The organism is Candidatus Zixiibacteriota bacterium, assembly GCA_016933955.1.
Lineage (GTDB): Bacteria > Zixibacteria > MSB-5A5 > GN15 > PGXB01 > JAFGTT01.
In genome coordinates, this window is the sequence record JAFGTT010000038.1 from 40284 (window position 1) to 58800 (window position 18517).

Genomic DNA, 18517 nt, shown 5'->3' on the forward strand with positions numbered 1-18517 from the left:
ACGTTTTAAAACCTCTGTGTCGGCAAAACAGGAACTAGTCAAGGCAATTTTGGCGTAACTGAGTGAAATGTTTGCGGTTTTATAGGCTTGACTTGACACGATCGCAGGCGTTATTCTGTTGATTAATATATGCTCAGACTTAATGTGGAAAATGTGGGGCGATGGTTCGGGCGCCGCATGGTATTCGAGAATATCAATTTTACTCTGCAACCCGGAGAATCGCTGGCGGTGGTTGGCCCGAACGGGTCAGGGAAAACGACTCTTATTAAGATTATAACGGGATTGGGACTGCCAACCAAAGGCCGGGTGATTTTTTCAGATAATGGCTGTAAGCTGGATTTCGATATGTATCGTCCGAAATTATCTCTGGTGGCTCCATATCTGGCGTTATACGATTCCCTGACAGCCGTCGAAAATCTGCGTTTTCTGTCCCGCGTCAATGGTCAAAAGGTTACAAATACTGAGATCGAAACGGTTCTGAAAAAAGTTGGTCTGGAAGGACGGGGCGGTGATATGGTCGAGGCATATTCGACCGGGATGAAACAGCGTCTTAAATACGCCGCGGCCATTATCAAGCGGCCAAAAGTATTATTACTCGATGAACCGAGCGCCAATCTTGATGAAGCCGGTAGGGGAATCATTCGTGGATTGATCGATTTATACCGGGAGAATGTCATTTTGATACTGGCCACCAATGAGAAGGAGGAGTATTCGCTTGCCGGACAACTCTGTCAACTGGGCGGCTAAGATATTGGCGGTCACGCGTAAGGATCTGGTTTCGGAATTTCGGACCCGGTATGCCGTCAACGCCGTGGTGATGTTCGCGCTGGTGACACTGACGGTGATATCCATGTCGCTGGGGATGATGGTACCGTCGACCGAACTGCTGGCGGCCCTGTTCTGGATTATTCTCTTTTTCGCCGCCATGTCCGGTCTGGCGCAAGTGTTCATTCGGGAGGAAGAAACCGGGACGGCAATGATTCTGAAATTATCGTCGCCCGGATTGACTATTTTTTTCGGCAAGCTGTTGTTCAATCTGCTTCTCCTGACAACGCTGGCAATATTGATCGTTCCGCTGTTTATAATTCTGTTCCATAGTTCACCGAATAACTGGGCAGTATTTTTAACGGGATTGGCTTTAGGCGTAGCCGGTCTGGCCGGGGCGACTACCATCATTGCGGCCATAGTTGCCAGGGCATCGATCAAGGGTGCCTTGTTTACGGTGTTGTCGTTTCCGGTGCTGGCGCCGCTTTTGATAGCGGTGATCGAGATCAGCAAGGTCGGTCTGGCGGGCGGTGGTTTTGGCGATATCTCCGCGCCACTGCAACTTCTGGTTGCCTATAATGTGGTTATGATAACGGTTTCGATGATGTTGTTTGATTTTGTCTGGCGACAGTAAAGATGTCAAAGAGGATTAAAATTGTAGATTATTTTAGTTACTTTATGGCCGTTTCAATACGTAAGATTGCTTAAGATATTATGTGGTGGAAAATACTTTTACTGCCGGTTATGGGCGCCGTGATAATCGCCGCTTTTATGACTCCGTCGCCGATGAATCCCGGGAGTGCGGTCGGCGCGACGGATGTTTATCGGATTTTTTATTTTCATGTTCCTCAGGCCTGGGTGGCTTCGCTGGCCTTTATCATATCCATGTTTTTTTCCATAAGATATCTCAAAAATCACCGAATGGATGATGATTTGAGGGCGGTAACGGCGGCCCGACTGGGCCTGATTTTCTGCATTCTGGCGACTGTTACAGGTTCGATCTTCGCACGGATGACCTGGGGTGAATTCTGGAACTGGTCGGAAATCAGGGAAGTTTCGATTTTTATTCTTCTGATTATTTACGGCGCCTATTTTGCCCTTCGGTCGGCTTTGCCCAATCCCGAGACACGGGCGGCGCTCTCGGCGGTTATGTCGATTCTGTTTGCGGTGTCGGCGCTGTTTTTAATATTTATCCTGCCCCGTATTTATGCCGTTTTTTCGCAACACCCGTCCGATTCGATTGTGGATAAAACCGGGCAGATAACCATGGGCGCGTCGGTCGCGATTATTTTTGGATTGTCGCTTTTTTCATTTACGATGCTGTTTTTATGGATGTACGGCCTGTCGGTCAGGACCGCCCGGCTGGCAGAAAAAAGTCTATCGGGGAGTTAAAATGGATGTGAACTTTATCGTAATGCTTGTTGTTCTCATAATCTGGCTGGGGATATTCTTATATATGTTTTCGCTGGATAAGAAGTTGAGAAAACTGGAAAAGAAGAATGAAAGCTAAATATATTATCGGATCGATAATCATAGTTGTTTTCGTTATTTGGGGAGCCTCGGCTTTCCTGAAAACCACAATTAAATATGTCACTTTTGCCGAAGCCCGGGAAGCCACACGAACAGTTCAGGTGGCGGGCCGGATAGATTTCAATGATGTTCATTTTGATGCCGAAAAAAATCGGCTGGAATTTTCCATAATCGAACTCAAGAACGACAGTGAAAAAATCCCGGAGCGGATGAAAGTCGTTTACGGCGGTATAGTCCCGGGGAATTTCGACCAGGCCACTTCGGTTCTTGTCATAGGAAAACCGGGGAATGGTGTTTTCGAGGCCGAGAAGCTTTTGGTGAAGTGCCCATCGAAATACCAGGGGCTGGCGGAACAATCACAGGGATAGAAATATATGGACTCTGGACTTCCGGGCAATCTGGCAATTTTCCTGTCATTCGGTATGGCCCTTCTTTCGGGAACGGCCTTTTTAATTACCTCTATCGGCAGGAAGAATCTTTATAATCTGGCCACCAGGGCCTATTACCTTCAGATTGTCATGGTGGCGGCGGCCTCGACATATTTATTTTATCTTTTCTTCAGCCATGATTTCAATATAGAGTATGTTTTCAGTTATTCCTCGACCGATCTGCCGTTTTTTTACCTGGTGTCGGCCTTCTGGGGCGGGCAGGAAGGAACCTATCTTCTATGGCTTCTATTCAGTTCGCTGTTCGGTCTGATCATAATTCACGGTGGGGGGCGGTATCGTTTGTCGGGAATGGTGGTGTATACTTTCGTCAATTTATTTTTGATGATTATGCTGATCACATTATCGCCGTTCGAACCGCTAAAATTCGCGGCTTCAGAGGGAGCCGGGTTAAATCCGTTGTTACAGGATCCCTGGATGGTTATTCATCCGCCGGTGATGTTTATGGCTTTCGCCATGGCGGGGGTGCCGTTTGCGCTGGCCGTGACAGCCATGATGCGCCGTGATTACACCGACTGGCTGAGGCTGGTCTTTCCGTATGTAGTTTTAACCTCGCTGGCTTTGGCCATTGCCAATGTCTTAGGCGGTTACTGGGCCTATAAAACTCTTGGCTGGGGTGGTTACTGGGCCTGGGACCCGGTTGAAAATACTTCCCTGATTCCCTGGTTGATTTCGCTGGCGCTGGTTCACGGTATGTTGATCGAAAAGAGAATCGGGGCGATGAGAAGATCGAATCTTCTCCTATCGGTCTTTATTTTTCTCCTGGTGGTTTACGGCACTTTTTTAACCCGTTCAGGAGTGCTGGCCGATTTTTCGGTCCATTCATTTGTCGATCTGGGGGTTAACGCTGTCCTGATTGCCTTCGTGACCCTTTTCCTGATCGGAACTATTATTATATTTCTAAGGGCCAACCGCGGAGAGATTATCGGGAGGCCGATGAATTACAATATTTATTCACGAGATTTTATTCTTCTGGCGGGGATGGTTCTGCTTCTGGCCTTTGGTCTGATCGTATTATTCTGGTCTTCTTTGCCGTTTTTGACCAGGTATATTTCGGAAGCACCAACGGCCGCCGAACCGGCGACCTATAATACCTTTGCCTTTCCGCTGGCGATTGTCTTCAGCCTGTTTATGACCCTGGGCCCGTTTATAAATATGGCCGGCCGAAAGGGGGAGGATCTAAAATTGAGGGTGACGATTGCCGGAGCGTTTGGCCTGCTTGTTGGCGGGATAATATTTTTGACCGAAATGTCCAATCTGACGATATCCCTGATGGCTCTGATATATGTTTTCACCATAATGATTTATCTGAATGGGGACTGGTCCGGCAAAATCATCGCGGCCATGGTCATTGGAGTGGTGGCGGTCGCAGTCGCCGTATTGCTGGATGTCACCGATTTTTCCTATTTATTTTTTATCGGGGCCGCTGCCACTGCGGCGGCTTCCCAGATTATCGCAATATGGAAATATATCCCGGATCGAATCGGTCATCTGGGCGGGCATCTGACGCATTTCGGGTATGGCTTGATGATTCTCGGAATTCTGGCATCGTCGGCTTTTTCTTCCAGCGAAAGGATTACCCTGCCAAGGGAATGGTGTTCCACGGCCATGGGTTATGATATTATCTATCATGGGATGCGGGGAAGTATTATGGAGCCAAACAATGAGATATTGCTGACCCTGGAAAAGGATGGTCGACGGATTGAGGCCTTTCCTCATTATTTCTATACCCGGCGGATGGACGGGATTATGAAACGCCCACATATCGAAAAAAGGCTGTTTTCCGACTTGTATCTGTCTCCACAGGAGGTTCAGGAAACCGAAAGTGGGCATGGGCTGATACTGAGTAAAGGGGAAACCCGGGTCCTGGACAGTATTTCGATAACTTTTTTAGGTTTTAAAATTGGGTCGCACGCGTCACAGTCGGCCATGTCGGTCGGAGCCAGGTTGCAGGTAGAATACAATGGGACGATAGATACGGTGACGCCGCTCCTGGTCAGTGATCCATCGGGTGGGACGGGGTCAATGAAATCGGAACCGGTTCGATTGGCATCGGGATTGGATTATGATATCTTTCTGGATCGGATTTATGCCGACAATGGAATGGCGGCTTTTTCAATACCGGGTTTGATCGAAACCGCCCCACCGGATCGGCTGATTCTCGATATCTCTCGAAAACCGTTGATCAATTTGCTCTGGATCGGCACTCTTATGGTCTTCGCGGGCATATTCTTATCTTTTTGGCGCCGCCTTTACAACCAATCTTAAGCGGTGATTTCCACGGCTGTTGCGATGGGGGGAGAATGGATTGTCTGAGTCTATGATCGGCAACTATCTGACGTTAATATTCTAACATAAATCTATCGTTTTATACTGTTGAAGTGAGATATCCTTTTTTTACTCCGGGAGTTCGGCATATGGGATATTAATGACAAAACCGTGACAATTGTATCAACCGCAGAATAGTGAGAAAAAATCTAAAAAAATTAAATTTTTTTGAGATCAATTTAATAATTCGGCGTATAATATAGTGCCTTACACATAGTCCCTCCCAGAAGGATGTCGCCGGTAACGGCGGCATCTTTTTTATTTGTGGAGCGGCAGAAAGTGTTTGACTTTTTGCCGATATATCATTTATTAGAGCATCGCTAGTCGATACCATTTTCGCCCTTATAGTACGCGTGGTTTTCCGCTATATCCAGTATTGATCGGAGTTATAATGAATATTAGTATGAATTTTACAATCGAGGCGGATCCGGATCGGAAAATAATAAGGGAGAAGATATATGGTATCTGGAAAGAAGAGACGGCCAATGACTATTATCGGGAATTTATGGAAACAGCCAAACCTCTATTAAAAGGCCCCTGGGCGAAGTTGATAGATTTGCGTAACTGGAAGTCATCATATCCCGAAATCATTGAAATTATCGGACAGCATTTAAAATGGTGCCGGGAGAACGGGATGGTTTACTCGGTTAACGTCATTGATAATCCGGTGACCTTGAGCCAGTTAAAGCGGATGTTCGGAATCGGGGGCACCGAAGAAATCAGCCGGGTGTTTCGAACTGTCGAAGAGGCCGACCGATTTCTCAAAGAGAATGGTTTTTAGAAAACGTTAAAAGAATTCAACCACTGCCGGAAACAGAAAGTATTGCCGCCAGACGGACAATTCGGAACAAATACATCAGGAGTTGCAGCATGAGCCTAAGTATGTATTACAATATTGAGATTGATGAGCAGCGCAAGATTGTCATTTCAAAGATATATAGCATCTGGAAGGAGGAAACGGCCCGCAGTTATCATGAGGATTATATGCAGGCAGTCCAGCCGCTTTTGAGGGAAAAATGGTCGAAATTAACCAATCTGGCCAACTGGAAGTCATCGTATCCGGAAATAATCCAGATAATCGGTGAGCATATGCGCTGGTGTCATGAAAACGGCGCCGTATATTCGATCTATGCCATTGATAATCCGGTTACGACCCGCCAACTCAAACAGATGATTGAGCAGGCTGGCGCCGATGAATCCGCCAAGCTTTTTCGGTCTTATGATGAGGCCGACCGATTTTTGAAAGAAAAGGGTTTTTAATCAATATATTACCCGCCGGTAAAAAAGCCGGCTTTTTGGGGCCGGCTATTTGATTTCTCGGGGCTGATATTATTTCAGATATTTGTTAAACCATTTCAGTATCCATTCCAGCCGGGCAATTCTTCGATCGGGTCGTCCATGACGGGACAGGCCGTGGGGTTCTTCGGGAAAACGAACCATCTCAACCGTCTTTTTCATGATTTTCAGGGTGGCGAAAAGCTGTTCGGCTTGCTCGATACCGCATCTCAAATCCTGCTCGGAATGGATTATCAGAAGCGGAGTCTTTATATTCCCGGCATAGGTCAGCGGGGAGCATTTCCGATAATTTTCGAAATTGGTCCAGGGATCGCCATCGAATTCCTTTCTCAGATTATAACCGATGTCAGAGGAACCATAGAAGGATTCGAGATTGACCACCGAACGCTGGGTCACGGCGGCGCGGAAACGATTGGTATGACCGACAATCCAGTTAGTCATGTAACCGCCGTAGGAACCGCCGGTAACGCCGATTTTTCGGGGGTTGATATAAGGCAATTTTTCCAGGTAATCGGCGGCCGAAAGACAGTCGCGGTAATCGATCTCACCCCAGCCTCCGGAAATGGCATCGGCGAAAGTCTCGCCGCGTCCGGTGCCGCCCCTCGGATTGGTATAAAAGACGATATATCCTCTGGAAGCCAGCCACAGCATTTCATGGAAAAAAGTGAAGCCGTACTGGGTTCGAGGGCCTCCATGAATCTCCAAAATAGCCGGGTATTTTTTCCTGCGGTTAAATGCCGGAGGGGTGACCAGCCAGCCCTGGAGTTCGATACCATCATGACTTTTAAACCAGATTTCACGGGTTTTGGGGAAGTCGATTTCGGAAAAAAGCCTTTTGTTGAGGGTTATCAGTTTTTGTGATTTTCGGTCAGCATCATAGACTGGTTTCAGGAGATGAAGGTCACCCGGAGTGGTCAGGTCGCCATAAACAGCGGCGACAGTTCGTCCTTTTTGACCAAGATCAAAGCATTTGATATGGCATGGTTTCCTGGTGATACGGGTCGGTCGTCCGCCGCGAAAGGGGATATAGAAAAGGTGAGTTGAGCCGGTATCGGACGAAGCGAAATAAATACGTTTGCCATCCGGTGACCAGAACAGCGGCTGTATTCCTAGGCCTTCACCCATGTCACTGATAGTGGTATCATAGACACTCCGGTCGAAATTACGCATGAGGTCACGTGCGGCCGGGCGGCCTGTAACACCGACGGTCCAAATATGAAGATTTTCCACCCCCCAGCCATCGTCCGGGTTATCATGACCGATATAAGCGATTCGCTTACTATCAGGTGAGAAAACCGGGGCAGTGATCGGTCCGGCCGGGGTTTTGATTTTCTTTTCTTTCCCTCCTTTGAGCGGCATAATAAAGAGGTCATTCAACAGGGAATCAACATCAGGATTTTTGGAACGGTTGGATACGAAGGTCACCATCTTACCATCGGGTGAGACCGCCGGAGCATAATCATCATAGCGGCTGTCTCCGGTCAATTGTGTTTTATGACCTGACTCAATCTCGACTTTCCAGATATGATAGCGGTCTTTGGGCAGAAAGCCCGAGGCGTCGAGACGGTAGAAAATACGGGTGATATGACGATAGAGCGGAGTCTCTCTTTTCTTTTTGTCATCCTTTTCGGTGTGAGAATCGTTATACCGGAAGACAAAAACCAGTTCGCGTCCATCGGGCGTCCAGACCAGACTGGAGAAAGAGCCATCCTCTTCAATAATTTTCCGTTCCGCGCCACCCTCGGTCGGGATAATATAAATTCCGCTTTTTTTGTTTCGGGTGGATATAAAAGCAAGGTGCCGTCCATCGGGCGACCAAAGCGGGCTTTGATCATTAACCTCACCATGAGTATATTGCCGGGTGCGACCGGTTTTACAGTCTGCGACATAAATATGAGAGAAGTATTTCCGGTGGTCCTCGGATATGGTCTCGACCGTATAGGCCACCCGGCTTTCATCGGGTGACAGAACGGCCCATGTCATTAATTCCAGCCGGTAGAGATCTTCAGCCACGAGTCGTCGTTTTTTTATTTTGGGGGATTTTATTCTTGACATGGTCACCTCGGATTTTTGGGTTTTATTTCGTTACATAAATAACCATACGAATTTCAATATCACGCAGCAACTAACTTCTGTCGAACCCCTTTGCTTGATGAAAGAAATTAAAGGGGTTACACCCAAAAGGCATTTTGCCGTCAATCCCTATAATTTCAAATCTCAAAAATTAAGCCTCCAGTTTATAAGATACTGCCTGTCGGTTCCTATAATTTCTTGACACTTTTTGATTTATAATTATATTTGGACAAAGACATTACCTCACGTTTGGCCTCGAGAACCGCATAAGAGATGAGGATGATCATGCTCACATCGTTCTTTCATAAAACCCGGCTATTTATCCGGGCCGCACTAATCATGACATTATTGACCGGAACAGTCTTCGGCACCATGGCCACCAAAGAGGAGATGGATCTGGTTTGCGGCAACTGGCTGACCCATATCACGATGATGCAGGGCGATTGGGCCGGTGCGGCCGATCCGCAAAGAATATCGGAAGAAGAAATCCGGCAGGATGGAATGCTTTTGGGACGATGTTTCAAATTCGAACCGGAGGGCTGGGCGGTTATTCCCGTGTTAAAAGAAATGCCGCCGATTATGGCGTACTCGGATGAAAACGGGATCGACTGGAATGATGCCGACGGGGTTCCGGTCCTGTTGCGGGAGGTTCTGGCCAATCGGATCGGAATGTACATCGAGCGTTACGGGAGTATCGAGGCCGCTCAGATGGATAGAGATGAAATGATGTTCGGACCGGAACATGGAATCGAGTGGGCGAGATATCTTAAAAGTGAAAAGGAGTTTCAGGATGATCTGAAGGGAAACAAACCGGCTCCGATGGATGAGTTGGGGCCGCTTCTGACCACCAAGTGGCATCAGGATTATCCTTATAATCAGTTATGCCCGTACGGCGACGGCGGGCGAACGGTGGTGGGTTGTGTGGCCACGGCCGCGGCTCAGATTCTGGCGTACCACCGGTGGCCGCCGGAGGGAACCGGAACACACGGATATTTTTGGTACGGGGATAATTCCTGTGAAGGAAGCAGTGCCTCCCAGATTATTACGGCGGACTACACCGATCCCTATGACTGGGACAATATTGTCGACCAGTGTACCGGTGGTTGCACCCTCGATCAAATAAACGCCCTGACCGAGTTGTGTTTTGAGGTCGGGGTGGCTTTCAATATGGATTACGGCGTGTGCGGTTCCGGGGCTTACACGGCCGATGTTCAGCAGGTTTTCCCGGATCATTTTCGATATCTCAATCAAATCGAGAAGCATGATCGCTATGCCTATAATTTGTTGAACTGGTCGAACCTGATGCAAAGCGAAATCGAGGCCGGGCGGCCAATGCAGTACCGGATCAGCAGTCATTCGATTGTCTGCGACGGCTGGAGAATGTACGGTGAGACCCACCAGGTGCATATGAATTACGGCTGGGGCGGCAGCAACAATTACTGGTACGCCATCGATGATCTGTATTGCAACTGGGACGGCTGCAGTCCCTCGGTTGAGTATGCTATGACCAATATTGTACCGGATCGCGGGGTGTATTTTTCAGCCGATACAACCTGGGGGCAGTATCCCCTTGAGGTGGAGTTTTTCGGCGAAAGCGAGCTAACGGTGGATAGCTGGAGTTGGAATTTCGGCGATGGGGGAACATCTGAGGTGCAATCGCCCAAACATCTTTTCACCCAGCCGGGGCGCTATGATGTTACACTACAAGTCAACGCCGGCGGCGAGATTCGCAGTTATGCCACCACCAAGTACATTACCGTCCTGGCCGATACCATGATGGCGATGAGTATCAAAGGGGATCCGGGGCAGTCGGTGGAGGTGGTTGTCAACGCCGCCAATACGGTGCCTCTGCGCGGAATTAAGATGCCCGTGCAGTACAGTGGACTGCTGGGGATTACATATGACTCTTTCAATACTATCGGTTGCCGGACGGAGTATTTCGACTATGCCAAAAGAATCAGTCTTGATCCAGTCAACAAAACCTGTATGTTTTCTCTCTACAACATCGAGAGTACAACCGCCGACCTGGAGGCCGGAAACGGCCCAATCCTGAAAATATATTTTACCATTCCGGCCGGAAGCAGTCTGGATCAGACCACGGAGGTAAGATTCGAGGGATACTCCTCTTATGAACCGCTTTTTTATGGTCCGATTTTAAACTACTGTCCCCTGCTTGAATCGGCCACGATATCGCTTGATTATCTCTGCGGAGACGCCGATTTCAATGAGGCCGTTAATATCCTGGATGTGACCTATATGGTTACGTATCTTTACCGGAGCGGTCCGGAACCGATTCCATCGGCGGCCGGTGATGTTAACGGCAGTGGAGCTACGAATATTCTGGATGTGACCTACATGATAAGTTATCTTTATAAAAATGGCCCGGGCCCGATTTGTCCCTGACGATATTGGCCCATCTTTTTGAAAAAACGGTCCTGTTGATTTATGAAATAGATTGACAGGGCCTTTTTTTCAACCAATATTATAATAAATAAGTCATAAATGCGGGGTGTTTCATTTTACCGCTTTTACTACTGTTTATATAATGCCCTAAGTGGAGATAATTCCAAAACTCTATAACCGGGAGGAAATCGGTATGAAAACTCTTGGATTATCGGCAGGTCTTTTTTTGGTACTTATTTATCTGACAATCTGTGGATTGGCATTCGCCGAGAGAACGGTCGTATTAACCAATCAAGAGGCGATCCATTCGATAATAATCTCCGAAAAACCGGAACGGGCGTCAATAAAAATGGAAGAGATCAAAGTCGATCCGATCGGTTTCAATCCAAAGGATACCCGAGACACCTCGATCTACTACCGGTTACATCCGGCTCTGGCTTATGACAATGCGGAAAACCTGATTCAGGGATTTGAATATTATCCGGATTTGGCACCGCCGAGTGTTCTTTACTGGCGGGGACGGATCGATGACGACAGCGACTGGGCCTCGACGGCCTATCTGGATCTGTACGGATCCACCTATCCGACGATTGATTACTGGGGATCCGGGACCCAGTTTTACGGGGCTTATGTCGCTCCGTTCGCGTTCCAGAACGGCGGGGCCTTTATGCTGATGAGTTTCCCGGGACCGGTTAATGGAGGGAGCTGGGAGGGTTGGTGGGCCAGTTATGCCTCGCAGGGATGGCACAGTATTAAAATGATTGAACTGGCCGCCGATGACGGGGCTCAATCATGGAACTGGGGTTTCATGTCGGCGGTGGCCAGCCGCGATTACCCTGGTTATGATTTGTTTGATGCGCCGCATATTTTCTATCAGACCGATGCTCTCGGTTACAGCATGATCAGTTATTACTCCGCGGCCGACAGCTGTCGGACAACCTCGGCGGCGATTGACCATGTCACTTCGAAAACATATGCTGTTTATGACCGCTATGACGATACCGATGAGCAGTATAAATTGTTTATCCGGCAGGATTATTTCGCCAACTGGGATTCGACCACGACCGCCCTGGAGAAATCCTTTACCGATCCCGATCAGCATATTATTTACCCCGTGGTAGCCGCCAACAACGACAATCTGGTGATATTGGCCGCAACTTACAACGAAAGCACACCGGGTGATTATGATATCATCTGCTGGTATACCGATGATGGCGATCTCGATCATCTGACCAACAGCAGTTATGTGGCCGGATCGGTTGACGGTGAAAATTACCCCGAGCTGGACTATGTCGGGGGGACGACTTTCGTTTGTACTTTTATCAGGGATAAGATTCTGTACGGCAGTCAAACCGATAACGGGGGCGCCGACTGGAGTACGCCCGAACCGATCAGCGAAACCGGGCACGAGGTGGTCGAGGATTATCGAAGTGCCGATATCGGTGAGAATGGTGTTCGAGTCGTTTACTCCTATAGTCTGATTGGCGACGATAATGTTTATCTGCAAATGGTTCGTTTCGATTCAATCGATTACGATGGTGATGGGATTTATTTCTATGATGATAACTGCCCGCTGATGAGCAATACGGCCCAGACCGACACGGACGGTGACGGTTGCGGTGACGTTTGCGATAACTGTCCGTCACTGGCGAACCCAAATCAACTCGATGAGGATAGCGACGGGGTCGGAGATGACTGTGACAATTGCCCGGCGCTGGCCAACTCCCTGCAAACCGATACCGATGGCGACGAGGTCGGCGATGAATGCGACAACTGCCCGACTGTGGCCAATGTCTCACAAGATGATGCCGATGGCGATACGATCGGGGATGAGTGCGACAATTGCCCGGCGGCGGCCAATCTCGATCAGCTTGACGGGGACGGTGATGGGATGGGCGACGTATGTGATTTATGCACCGATAGTGATGGTGATGGCTATGGAGATCCCGGTTATCCGGGCAATACCTGTACGGTCGATAATTGTCCCGATATTTACAACGATGATCAGGCTGACGGCGATGGTGACGGGGTGGGTGATGTCTGTGATAATTGCCTCTCGATTGCCAATGCCGATCAGCTCGATGCCGATGATGACGGTCTGGGTGACCCCTGTGATGACTGTACCGATATCGATGGCGACGGATATGGCGACCCGGAATATCCGGCCAATACCTGTCCGGACGATAACTGCCCGCGGGTGGCCAACCCGGATCAGACCGACAGTAATTTCGACGGAATCGGCGATGCCTGTGATTATATCTGCGGCGACGCCGATGGAAGCGGGGCGGTTAATATCCTGGATGCCACCTACTTAATAAACTACCTTTACCGCTCCGGCCCGCCGCCGACACCACTTGATGAGGCGGGTGATATGAATGGGAGCGGCAGTATAAACATCCTGGATGTTACCTACCTGATAAATTACCTTTATCGCGGGGGACCGGCGCCGGTGTGCTGATAATAATAAGAGCTGATAATAATAAGAGCTGATAATTAAGAGAAGAATGTTCTGAAACCGGGAGCGCCATTTTTCCGTATTTATTTTTGACTGAGATGCGGACTATTACGTCTATCAGGGGATCAGCGGTTTAAGATAATGCTTTAATTTTGAAACCTGTGGACAGAAGAGATCCGATCTCAGGAGTATAGAAATTTGATTTGCCTGCGGATCGTAACAGGGTGGGTTGATGACGGCTATGGCTAATTTTATGGGGTGAGGAGGCTTATGAATCGGCGACGAGTATTGCGGGAGGGGCGGATATTAATAATGATCCTGATCGGTTTTATTGTATTTGGAACCGGGCGAGCGGCTGTTTTTTCCAAATCCGGGATTTTTATCGGGGGAAATTGCAGGAATATCGTTGCCGATCTTAATAATGACGGTCACAATGATATTATTGCCGGGGCCGTTTACTTGTTCGACGACACCGGATTTATCTATTATGATTCCCTGTCGGTCGGGATGGGAAGCAATGAGCTGGGGGATCTGGATAATGATGGCGATCTGGATTTTGTTCAGACCGACAGCGATCATGTTTATATATATTTTAATGATGGAACCGGTCATTTCATATCCGATTCGGCCTATGATGTCCGTCCGGGGGCAGTCTATGCCGGGCGGGTTCGGGATCTGGATAATGATGGTTATCTTGATATCGTTGTCAATGGCCATGGTTTCGATTACCCGGCCGATATACTCTGGAATCAGGGTAACCGCACCTTTTTTGATCAGGCCATCAAACCGAATGGAATTTCCAAGGATGTCGATGTCGGCGATTTCGACAATGACGGCGATTATGATCTTCTATGGTCCAATAACGATAATGCTTCAGCCGTATATGTCAACAAAGGCGGCCGTGATTTTTCGGGGCGGGTACTCCTGAGGGATACATATGTTTCGGGATCGCCCTGGAGCACTTTCACCGATCTCAATAATGACGGTTTTCTGGATATTCTTCTGATGGAGTACCTGAGTAGTTCCACTTATCGTTATCTTAACACCACGACCGGGGATTTTACACTTCTGGATGATCCGTTGGGAGTGCCGGGTGATTTCGGGTATTTTAGATCGATTGATATTGACTGCGATGGTGACGATGATGTGGCGCCGAAATATCTAAACAACGGGACCGGTTTTCTCGCTTCCGCAGGCGAATCCTGGCCGTACTGGCGCGGGCTGGGTGATCTTGATAATGACGGACTTCCTGATCAGGCCGGATGTGACGGATATATATATTACAATATCCTTGATACGATCATCAATCTGGCCCCGACAACGCCGGGCGGGCTTTATGCCGCCGCCGATTCCGGTTCGGTGACTTTTCACTGGAATCCCGCTTCGGATGATCATACCCCGGTGGCTTTGCTCAAGTATAACCTTCGGGTCGGAACGGTTCCCGATGGCCAGGATATTATGTCAGGGATGACGCCGGGCTGGTGTCCCAATGCGGAGCATAATACAAGTTGGACGATCACAATCGATATGACGCCTTATTGCGTGATATACTGGTCGGTTCAGAGTCAGGATGGCAGTTATCAACGATCCGAATGGGCGGCTGAGACGGTTGCCCGGTATGACAGCGATGGAGATCAGTTCGGTTATGCCTGTGATAATTGCCCTGAGACTTATAATCCCGATCAGGGGGATGTCGATGATGACGGGACCGGCGATGTCTGCGATAACTGCCAGCTGGTTTACAATCCGGCTCAGATTGACAGCGATTTCGATCTGGTTGGTGATTCCTGTGACAATTGCCCGGACATTCCCAATCTGGATCAGACCGATACCGATCAAGACGGCATCGGCGATGCCTGTGAATTTGTCTGCGGCGACGCCGACGGTGGCGGGTCAGTCAATCTACTTGATGTGGCCTTCATAATAAATTATCTTTATCGGGGCGGATCGGCTCCGGAACCGGTGCAGGCGGCCGATGCCGATGGCGGTGGAACAGTTAATATTCTCGATGCGACGTTTTTAATTAATTATTTGTATCGTGCCGGACCGGCGCCGATTTGTTAATGTGACCAAAATCGGCAGCTTGGTGATGCCGATTGCCTGGATAAAAATATTACTCTCGGAATTTTATCTCATTATATTGCCCCATCATGGCGAATATTGTCGGGCAGTTGGGAAAAAATATCTCCACCAGCTGGGCTTCGCTCGGGGTCCGGGCAATTCTTGTTTTTCTGGTCAATCCATATATCATTCACACTCTCGGCAATGATCGCTATGGGGTCTGGGTATTGGCGGTTTCCATAATAAACTACATGACGATTCTGGACCTGGGGCTGAAACAGGCGCTGATTCGTTTTATATCGAAATTCCTGGGTCTGGGTGAATATGACAAAATCAATGCCCTGCTTAACACCGGGTTTATCATCTATTCGCTGGTCAGCCTGGCAGTAATCGGTCTGACCCTGATTTTATCTTTTTTCGCGCTCGACTGGTTTAAAATCCCATCCGATCTTGTCTGGCAGGGCCGGGTAGTTTTATTTCTGGTGGGTATCAATACGGCTCTCAATTTCGGCCTGTTGTGCTGGGGCGATTCGCACGGGGCCTTCCATCGTTTTGATATTACCTATGGTTTAATGATAGCCGAGGATATCCTGCGCACGGGGGCGATTATAATCCTGTTTAAATCGGGGTATGGATTGATTCCCTTTGCCCTCTGTTATGTTGTTTTCGGCTTTTTAAAAATGATTGCCGGAGCCGTGATTTTGCGCCGGATACGCCCGGAAATCCGTATAAATCCGCGGCTGGCCAACCGGGAGACATTCCGGACTCTGGTCAATTATGGTTTTATTTCTTTTCTAATATCGATTGCCTGGCTTTTAATTGCCAATACCGATAATGTTTTGATCGGGTATTTTCTCGATGCCTCGTCGGTGACGATGTATGCCATTGCGGCGGGATTCATCGTTTACCTGAGATCATTTGTCCTGGCAGTCAGTTTTCCTCTTCGGCCCATGATCAGTCATTATGAAGCTTTGAATAAAAAGGATAATATTCGCTTTATATACACGCGGGGCACCAAATATCTCTATTTTGCCACTTTTATGGTAGCCGGCGGGTTGATGGTTTTCGGGGGACCGATGATCAAACTCTGGATGGGGCCGGGATATGACCAATCGGCAATGATTCTCCGGATATTAATTCTTCCGGCGGCGGCTTTTCTGCCTCAGTCTATCGCGAATTCCATAATGTATGGGGTTGAGAAACATAAATACCTGCTGTACGTCATAATTGCCGAAGGGATTTTTAATCTGGTGCTGAGTATTATTTTGGTCAGGTATTATGAACTTGCCGGTGTTGCCTATGGTACGGCAATTCCGCAGGTTATTATCTATGTCATTGCAGTTCCGGTGATGATCAAGATGATTCTGGATATTAATCTGGCGGCCTTTTATCGAAATATGCTGAAAGCCTCCTTGACGGCCCTGGCGGTTTCTTTCCTGATATCAAGATTTTTGTGTTTTCTGAAGCCGCCGGAAAACTGGGCAGTATTCTTTGCAGAAATCGCCGCGGTCGGGATGGCCGGTGTACTTGCGGCCGGACTCATTTTCGATCGGGAGGAAATCAGGACAATTATATCGCGTCTGAGCGGTAAGGCATAGGAAACTTTATCCGTATTTGACATAATTTTGTATCAATATTATGGAGATCGAAATCCGCATGATTCCGACTCCTGGTGCAAGGGATGAAAAATTGTCCGGGGCAATTGACACCGGCGATAAAGGGGTTTATAATCAGGTAATGATTTACCGGGCGACGCTGATTTTCATGATTGTTGTGCTGACCTGGGGAGGACCTTATGGTCAGGCTTTCGAATTGCTGGGGGTGGAAATACCTGTCCCTGACCGGGCCTTTGAACCGATTGAAGGGGAAAACATTCCCGCCAGCCGCTATCCCCTGGAATATAACCTTCATTTTTTCCTTAATGAATCGGGTCGCGTGGATTCATTCCAGTACTGGCCCGATTCCCGGCCGGTTTATATCGAGAATATTCGCGGCTCGTTAGAGAATCTTGAATTTCATCCAGCCATAAGAGACGGGAAAACAATCCCGTTTATCGTTCCGGCCAGTATCACTTTTGAAACCAAATATGGTCGTCCCGGGGTCCGTTTTCAATTCCCCGTTGATGAAACCGAGTGCCGGAAGGATAGATTTCTGCTCGACTCGATGATGTTTCTCAACGATTATCGTATGCCGGGATTAGCGGGTTTCCCGTCGTATTATTGTCGTTTCTCTAATGGGAGGGATACCGGGATGTATCCCTACGTCGTTTATCGTGTAGACCTGGATACGGCGGGAGATCTGGTTGATTATGAAAAGATCTTTATCGGCAAACCCGATTTTACCGCCGCAACCGACAAAGCGCTACTTTATGCCAGATTCACACCGACCGTTGCCGGAGAAATTAAAATCCCTTCTAAAATATACCTGACCATCCGCTTTTTCCCGTCCATCCTGTATCCTACCAGGGAGTGGCTGCCCCCTGAATCCAGCGGCGACAGGTCACTGCCGGAGCTTTTCCGCCTGGAAACGGCGGCGTATCTCGATTCCATCATCAATCCCCCCTTTCCCATAAATATCCAGGGTGGTCAATATCATAATACCGAATTGATTCAATTCAGCGATACGGTCGATGTGACGGTCGGGATAAGAAATAACGGACGGGTGAAATCCGTTGTTTTTGAAAAGTTTTTAATGGACCCACTGGAGAATCAGCTTTATGATGTCGTGAGGAAATTACGTTTTACTCCGGCCGTGGATACTCTTGGAAACCGGGTAGATTATCTGGGAAAGATGAAAATTATCGTTGATGGCAGTAAAAAAATACGAATCGGTCTTGGCTGGTTCGGTTTCGGGATGATTTAGTCGCTGTTTGTAATGACTTGCGGGGCAGAAAATTGGAAAATTCTCAGAGAGGAGGCAGGGGGGGGTAGCGCAATAACTGCGGGTGTCCGGGAGGAAAGCGATTTCGATGGTTGGGAGCAGTATGTAAGGTGTTGTCCGGCAGGAGATAATCAAAGCCTCTCGATGATTGTCGGGGCGGCATGCTAATTGATAGGAATCACGGATATAGGGCAGATATTGAAGGGCGTTATTGGCGGGAAGAAAACCGGGGAGTGGATTGTATAAGTTGCAGGAGATATAAATGGATAAAATGCGCCCA

14 protein-coding genes are annotated in these 18517 nt (G+C 48.3%); 13 read left to right on the forward strand and 1 reads right to left on the reverse strand.

The genetic code is table 11. The features are described from left to right. The first annotated feature begins 129 nt into the window (after positions 1-129). The 8 genes from JXQ28_14090 to JXQ28_14125 all read left to right on the forward strand — a co-directional run bounded on the left by JXQ28_14090 (position 130) and on the right by JXQ28_14125 (position 6329). Positions 130-747 (forward strand): ABC transporter ATP-binding protein, encoded by a 618-nt coding sequence (locus JXQ28_14090; protein ID MBN2278862.1) that lies wholly within the window; start codon positions 130-132, stop codon positions 745-747. Then, positions 716-1399 carry a heme exporter protein CcmB gene (locus JXQ28_14095; GenBank protein MBN2278863.1) on the forward strand — a complete coding sequence of 228 codons (684 nt, stop codon included), beginning with the start codon at positions 716-718 and terminating at the stop codon, positions 1397-1399. The genes JXQ28_14090 and JXQ28_14095 overlap by 32 nt, the downstream gene beginning before the upstream one ends. 80 nt (positions 1400-1479) lie before the next feature. Next, positions 1480-2157 carry a cytochrome c biogenesis protein CcsA gene (gene ccsA / locus JXQ28_14100; GenBank protein ID MBN2278864.1) on the forward strand — a complete coding sequence of 226 codons (678 nt, stop codon included), beginning with the start codon at positions 1480-1482 and terminating at the stop codon, positions 2155-2157. A gap of 1 nt (position 2158) precedes the next feature. Beyond that, complete coding sequence (locus JXQ28_14105; GenBank protein MBN2278865.1) at positions 2159-2275, forward strand: CcmD family protein; 117 nt, start codon at positions 2159-2161, stop codon at positions 2273-2275. Then, complete coding sequence (locus tag JXQ28_14110) at positions 2265-2663, forward strand: cytochrome c maturation protein CcmE (GenBank protein MBN2278866.1); 399 nt, start codon at positions 2265-2267, stop codon at positions 2661-2663. The genes JXQ28_14105 and JXQ28_14110 overlap by 11 nt, the downstream gene beginning before the upstream one ends. A 6-nt stretch (positions 2664-2669) precedes the next feature. Next, on the forward strand, positions 2670-5009 hold the full coding sequence (ccsA, locus tag JXQ28_14115; protein ID MBN2278867.1) for a cytochrome c biogenesis protein CcsA: 2340 nt from the start codon (positions 2670-2672) through the stop codon (positions 5007-5009). A 451-nt stretch (positions 5010-5460) separates the two neighbouring features. Beyond that, a complete protein-coding gene (locus JXQ28_14120; protein ID MBN2278868.1) occupies positions 5461-5850 on the forward strand; it encodes a hypothetical protein in 390 nt (129 codons plus the stop codon). Positions 5851-5939: 89 nt separating this feature from the next. Further along, on the forward strand, positions 5940-6329 hold the full coding sequence (locus JXQ28_14125) for a hypothetical protein (protein ID MBN2278869.1): 390 nt from the start codon (positions 5940-5942) through the stop codon (positions 6327-6329). A gap of 69 nt (positions 6330-6398) precedes the next feature. Here JXQ28_14125 and JXQ28_14130 read toward each other — a convergent pair whose 3' ends face one another. After that, complete coding sequence (locus tag JXQ28_14130) at positions 6399-8420, reverse strand: S9 family peptidase (GenBank protein ID MBN2278870.1); 2022 nt, start codon at positions 8418-8420, stop codon at positions 6399-6401. 303 nt (positions 8421-8723) lie between these two features. On the opposite strand from JXQ28_14130, the gene JXQ28_14135 reads away from it, so the two are divergent. From JXQ28_14135 to JXQ28_14155, 5 genes are all read left to right on the forward strand, one after another. Continuing rightward, positions 8724-10841 (forward strand): C10 family peptidase, encoded by a 2118-nt coding sequence (locus tag JXQ28_14135; protein MBN2278871.1) that lies wholly within the window; start codon positions 8724-8726, stop codon positions 10839-10841. A gap of 193 nt (positions 10842-11034) precedes the next feature. Further along, entirely contained in the window at positions 11035-13299 is a 2265-nt protein-coding gene (locus JXQ28_14140) for a thrombospondin type 3 repeat-containing protein (protein MBN2278872.1), read from the forward strand. 267 nt (positions 13300-13566) lie between these two features. Continuing rightward, positions 13567-15360 carry a VCBS repeat-containing protein gene (locus JXQ28_14145; protein ID MBN2278873.1) on the forward strand — a complete coding sequence of 598 codons (1794 nt, stop codon included), beginning with the start codon at positions 13567-13569 and terminating at the stop codon, positions 15358-15360. 107 nt (positions 15361-15467) lie between these two features. Beyond that, on the forward strand, positions 15468-16955 hold the full coding sequence (locus JXQ28_14150; GenBank protein ID MBN2278874.1) for an oligosaccharide flippase family protein: 1488 nt from the start codon (positions 15468-15470) through the stop codon (positions 16953-16955). 58 nt (positions 16956-17013) lie between these two features. Continuing rightward, positions 17014-18219 carry a hypothetical protein gene (locus JXQ28_14155; protein MBN2278875.1) on the forward strand — a complete coding sequence of 402 codons (1206 nt, stop codon included), beginning with the start codon at positions 17014-17016 and terminating at the stop codon, positions 18217-18219. Positions 18220-18517 lie beyond the last annotated feature (298 nt).

What these genes read in the sequence shown, in the direction of transcription:
- JXQ28_14145 (MBN2278873.1), top strand. Translation starts at nt 13,567, where the DNA reads ATGAATCGGCGACGAGTATTGCGGGAGGGGCGGATATTAATAATGATC.
- JXQ28_14105 (MBN2278865.1), top strand. Translation starts at nt 2,159, where the DNA reads ATGGATGTGAACTTTATCGTAATGCTTGTTGTTCTCATAATCTGGCTG.
- ccsA (MBN2278867.1), top strand. Translation starts at nt 2,670, where the DNA reads ATGGACTCTGGACTTCCGGGCAATCTGGCAATTTTCCTGTCATTCGGT.
- JXQ28_14135 (MBN2278871.1), top strand. Translation starts at nt 8,724, where the DNA reads ATGCTCACATCGTTCTTTCATAAAACCCGGCTATTTATCCGGGCCGCA.
- ccsA (MBN2278864.1), top strand. Translation starts at nt 1,480, where the DNA reads ATGTGGTGGAAAATACTTTTACTGCCGGTTATGGGCGCCGTGATAATC.
- JXQ28_14125 (MBN2278869.1), top strand. Translation starts at nt 5,940, where the DNA reads ATGAGCCTAAGTATGTATTACAATATTGAGATTGATGAGCAGCGCAAG.
- JXQ28_14110 (MBN2278866.1), top strand. Translation starts at nt 2,265, where the DNA reads ATGAAAGCTAAATATATTATCGGATCGATAATCATAGTTGTTTTCGTT.
- JXQ28_14090 (MBN2278862.1), top strand. Translation starts at nt 130, where the DNA reads ATGCTCAGACTTAATGTGGAAAATGTGGGGCGATGGTTCGGGCGCCGC.
- JXQ28_14130 (MBN2278870.1), bottom strand. Translation starts at nt 8,420, where the DNA reads ATGTCAAGAATAAAATCCCCCAAAATAAAAAAACGACGACTCGTGGCT.
- JXQ28_14140 (MBN2278872.1), top strand. Translation starts at nt 11,035, where the DNA reads ATGAAAACTCTTGGATTATCGGCAGGTCTTTTTTTGGTACTTATTTAT.
- JXQ28_14120 (MBN2278868.1), top strand. Translation starts at nt 5,461, where the DNA reads ATGAATATTAGTATGAATTTTACAATCGAGGCGGATCCGGATCGGAAA.
- JXQ28_14155 (MBN2278875.1), top strand. Translation starts at nt 17,014, where the DNA reads ATGATTCCGACTCCTGGTGCAAGGGATGAAAAATTGTCCGGGGCAATT.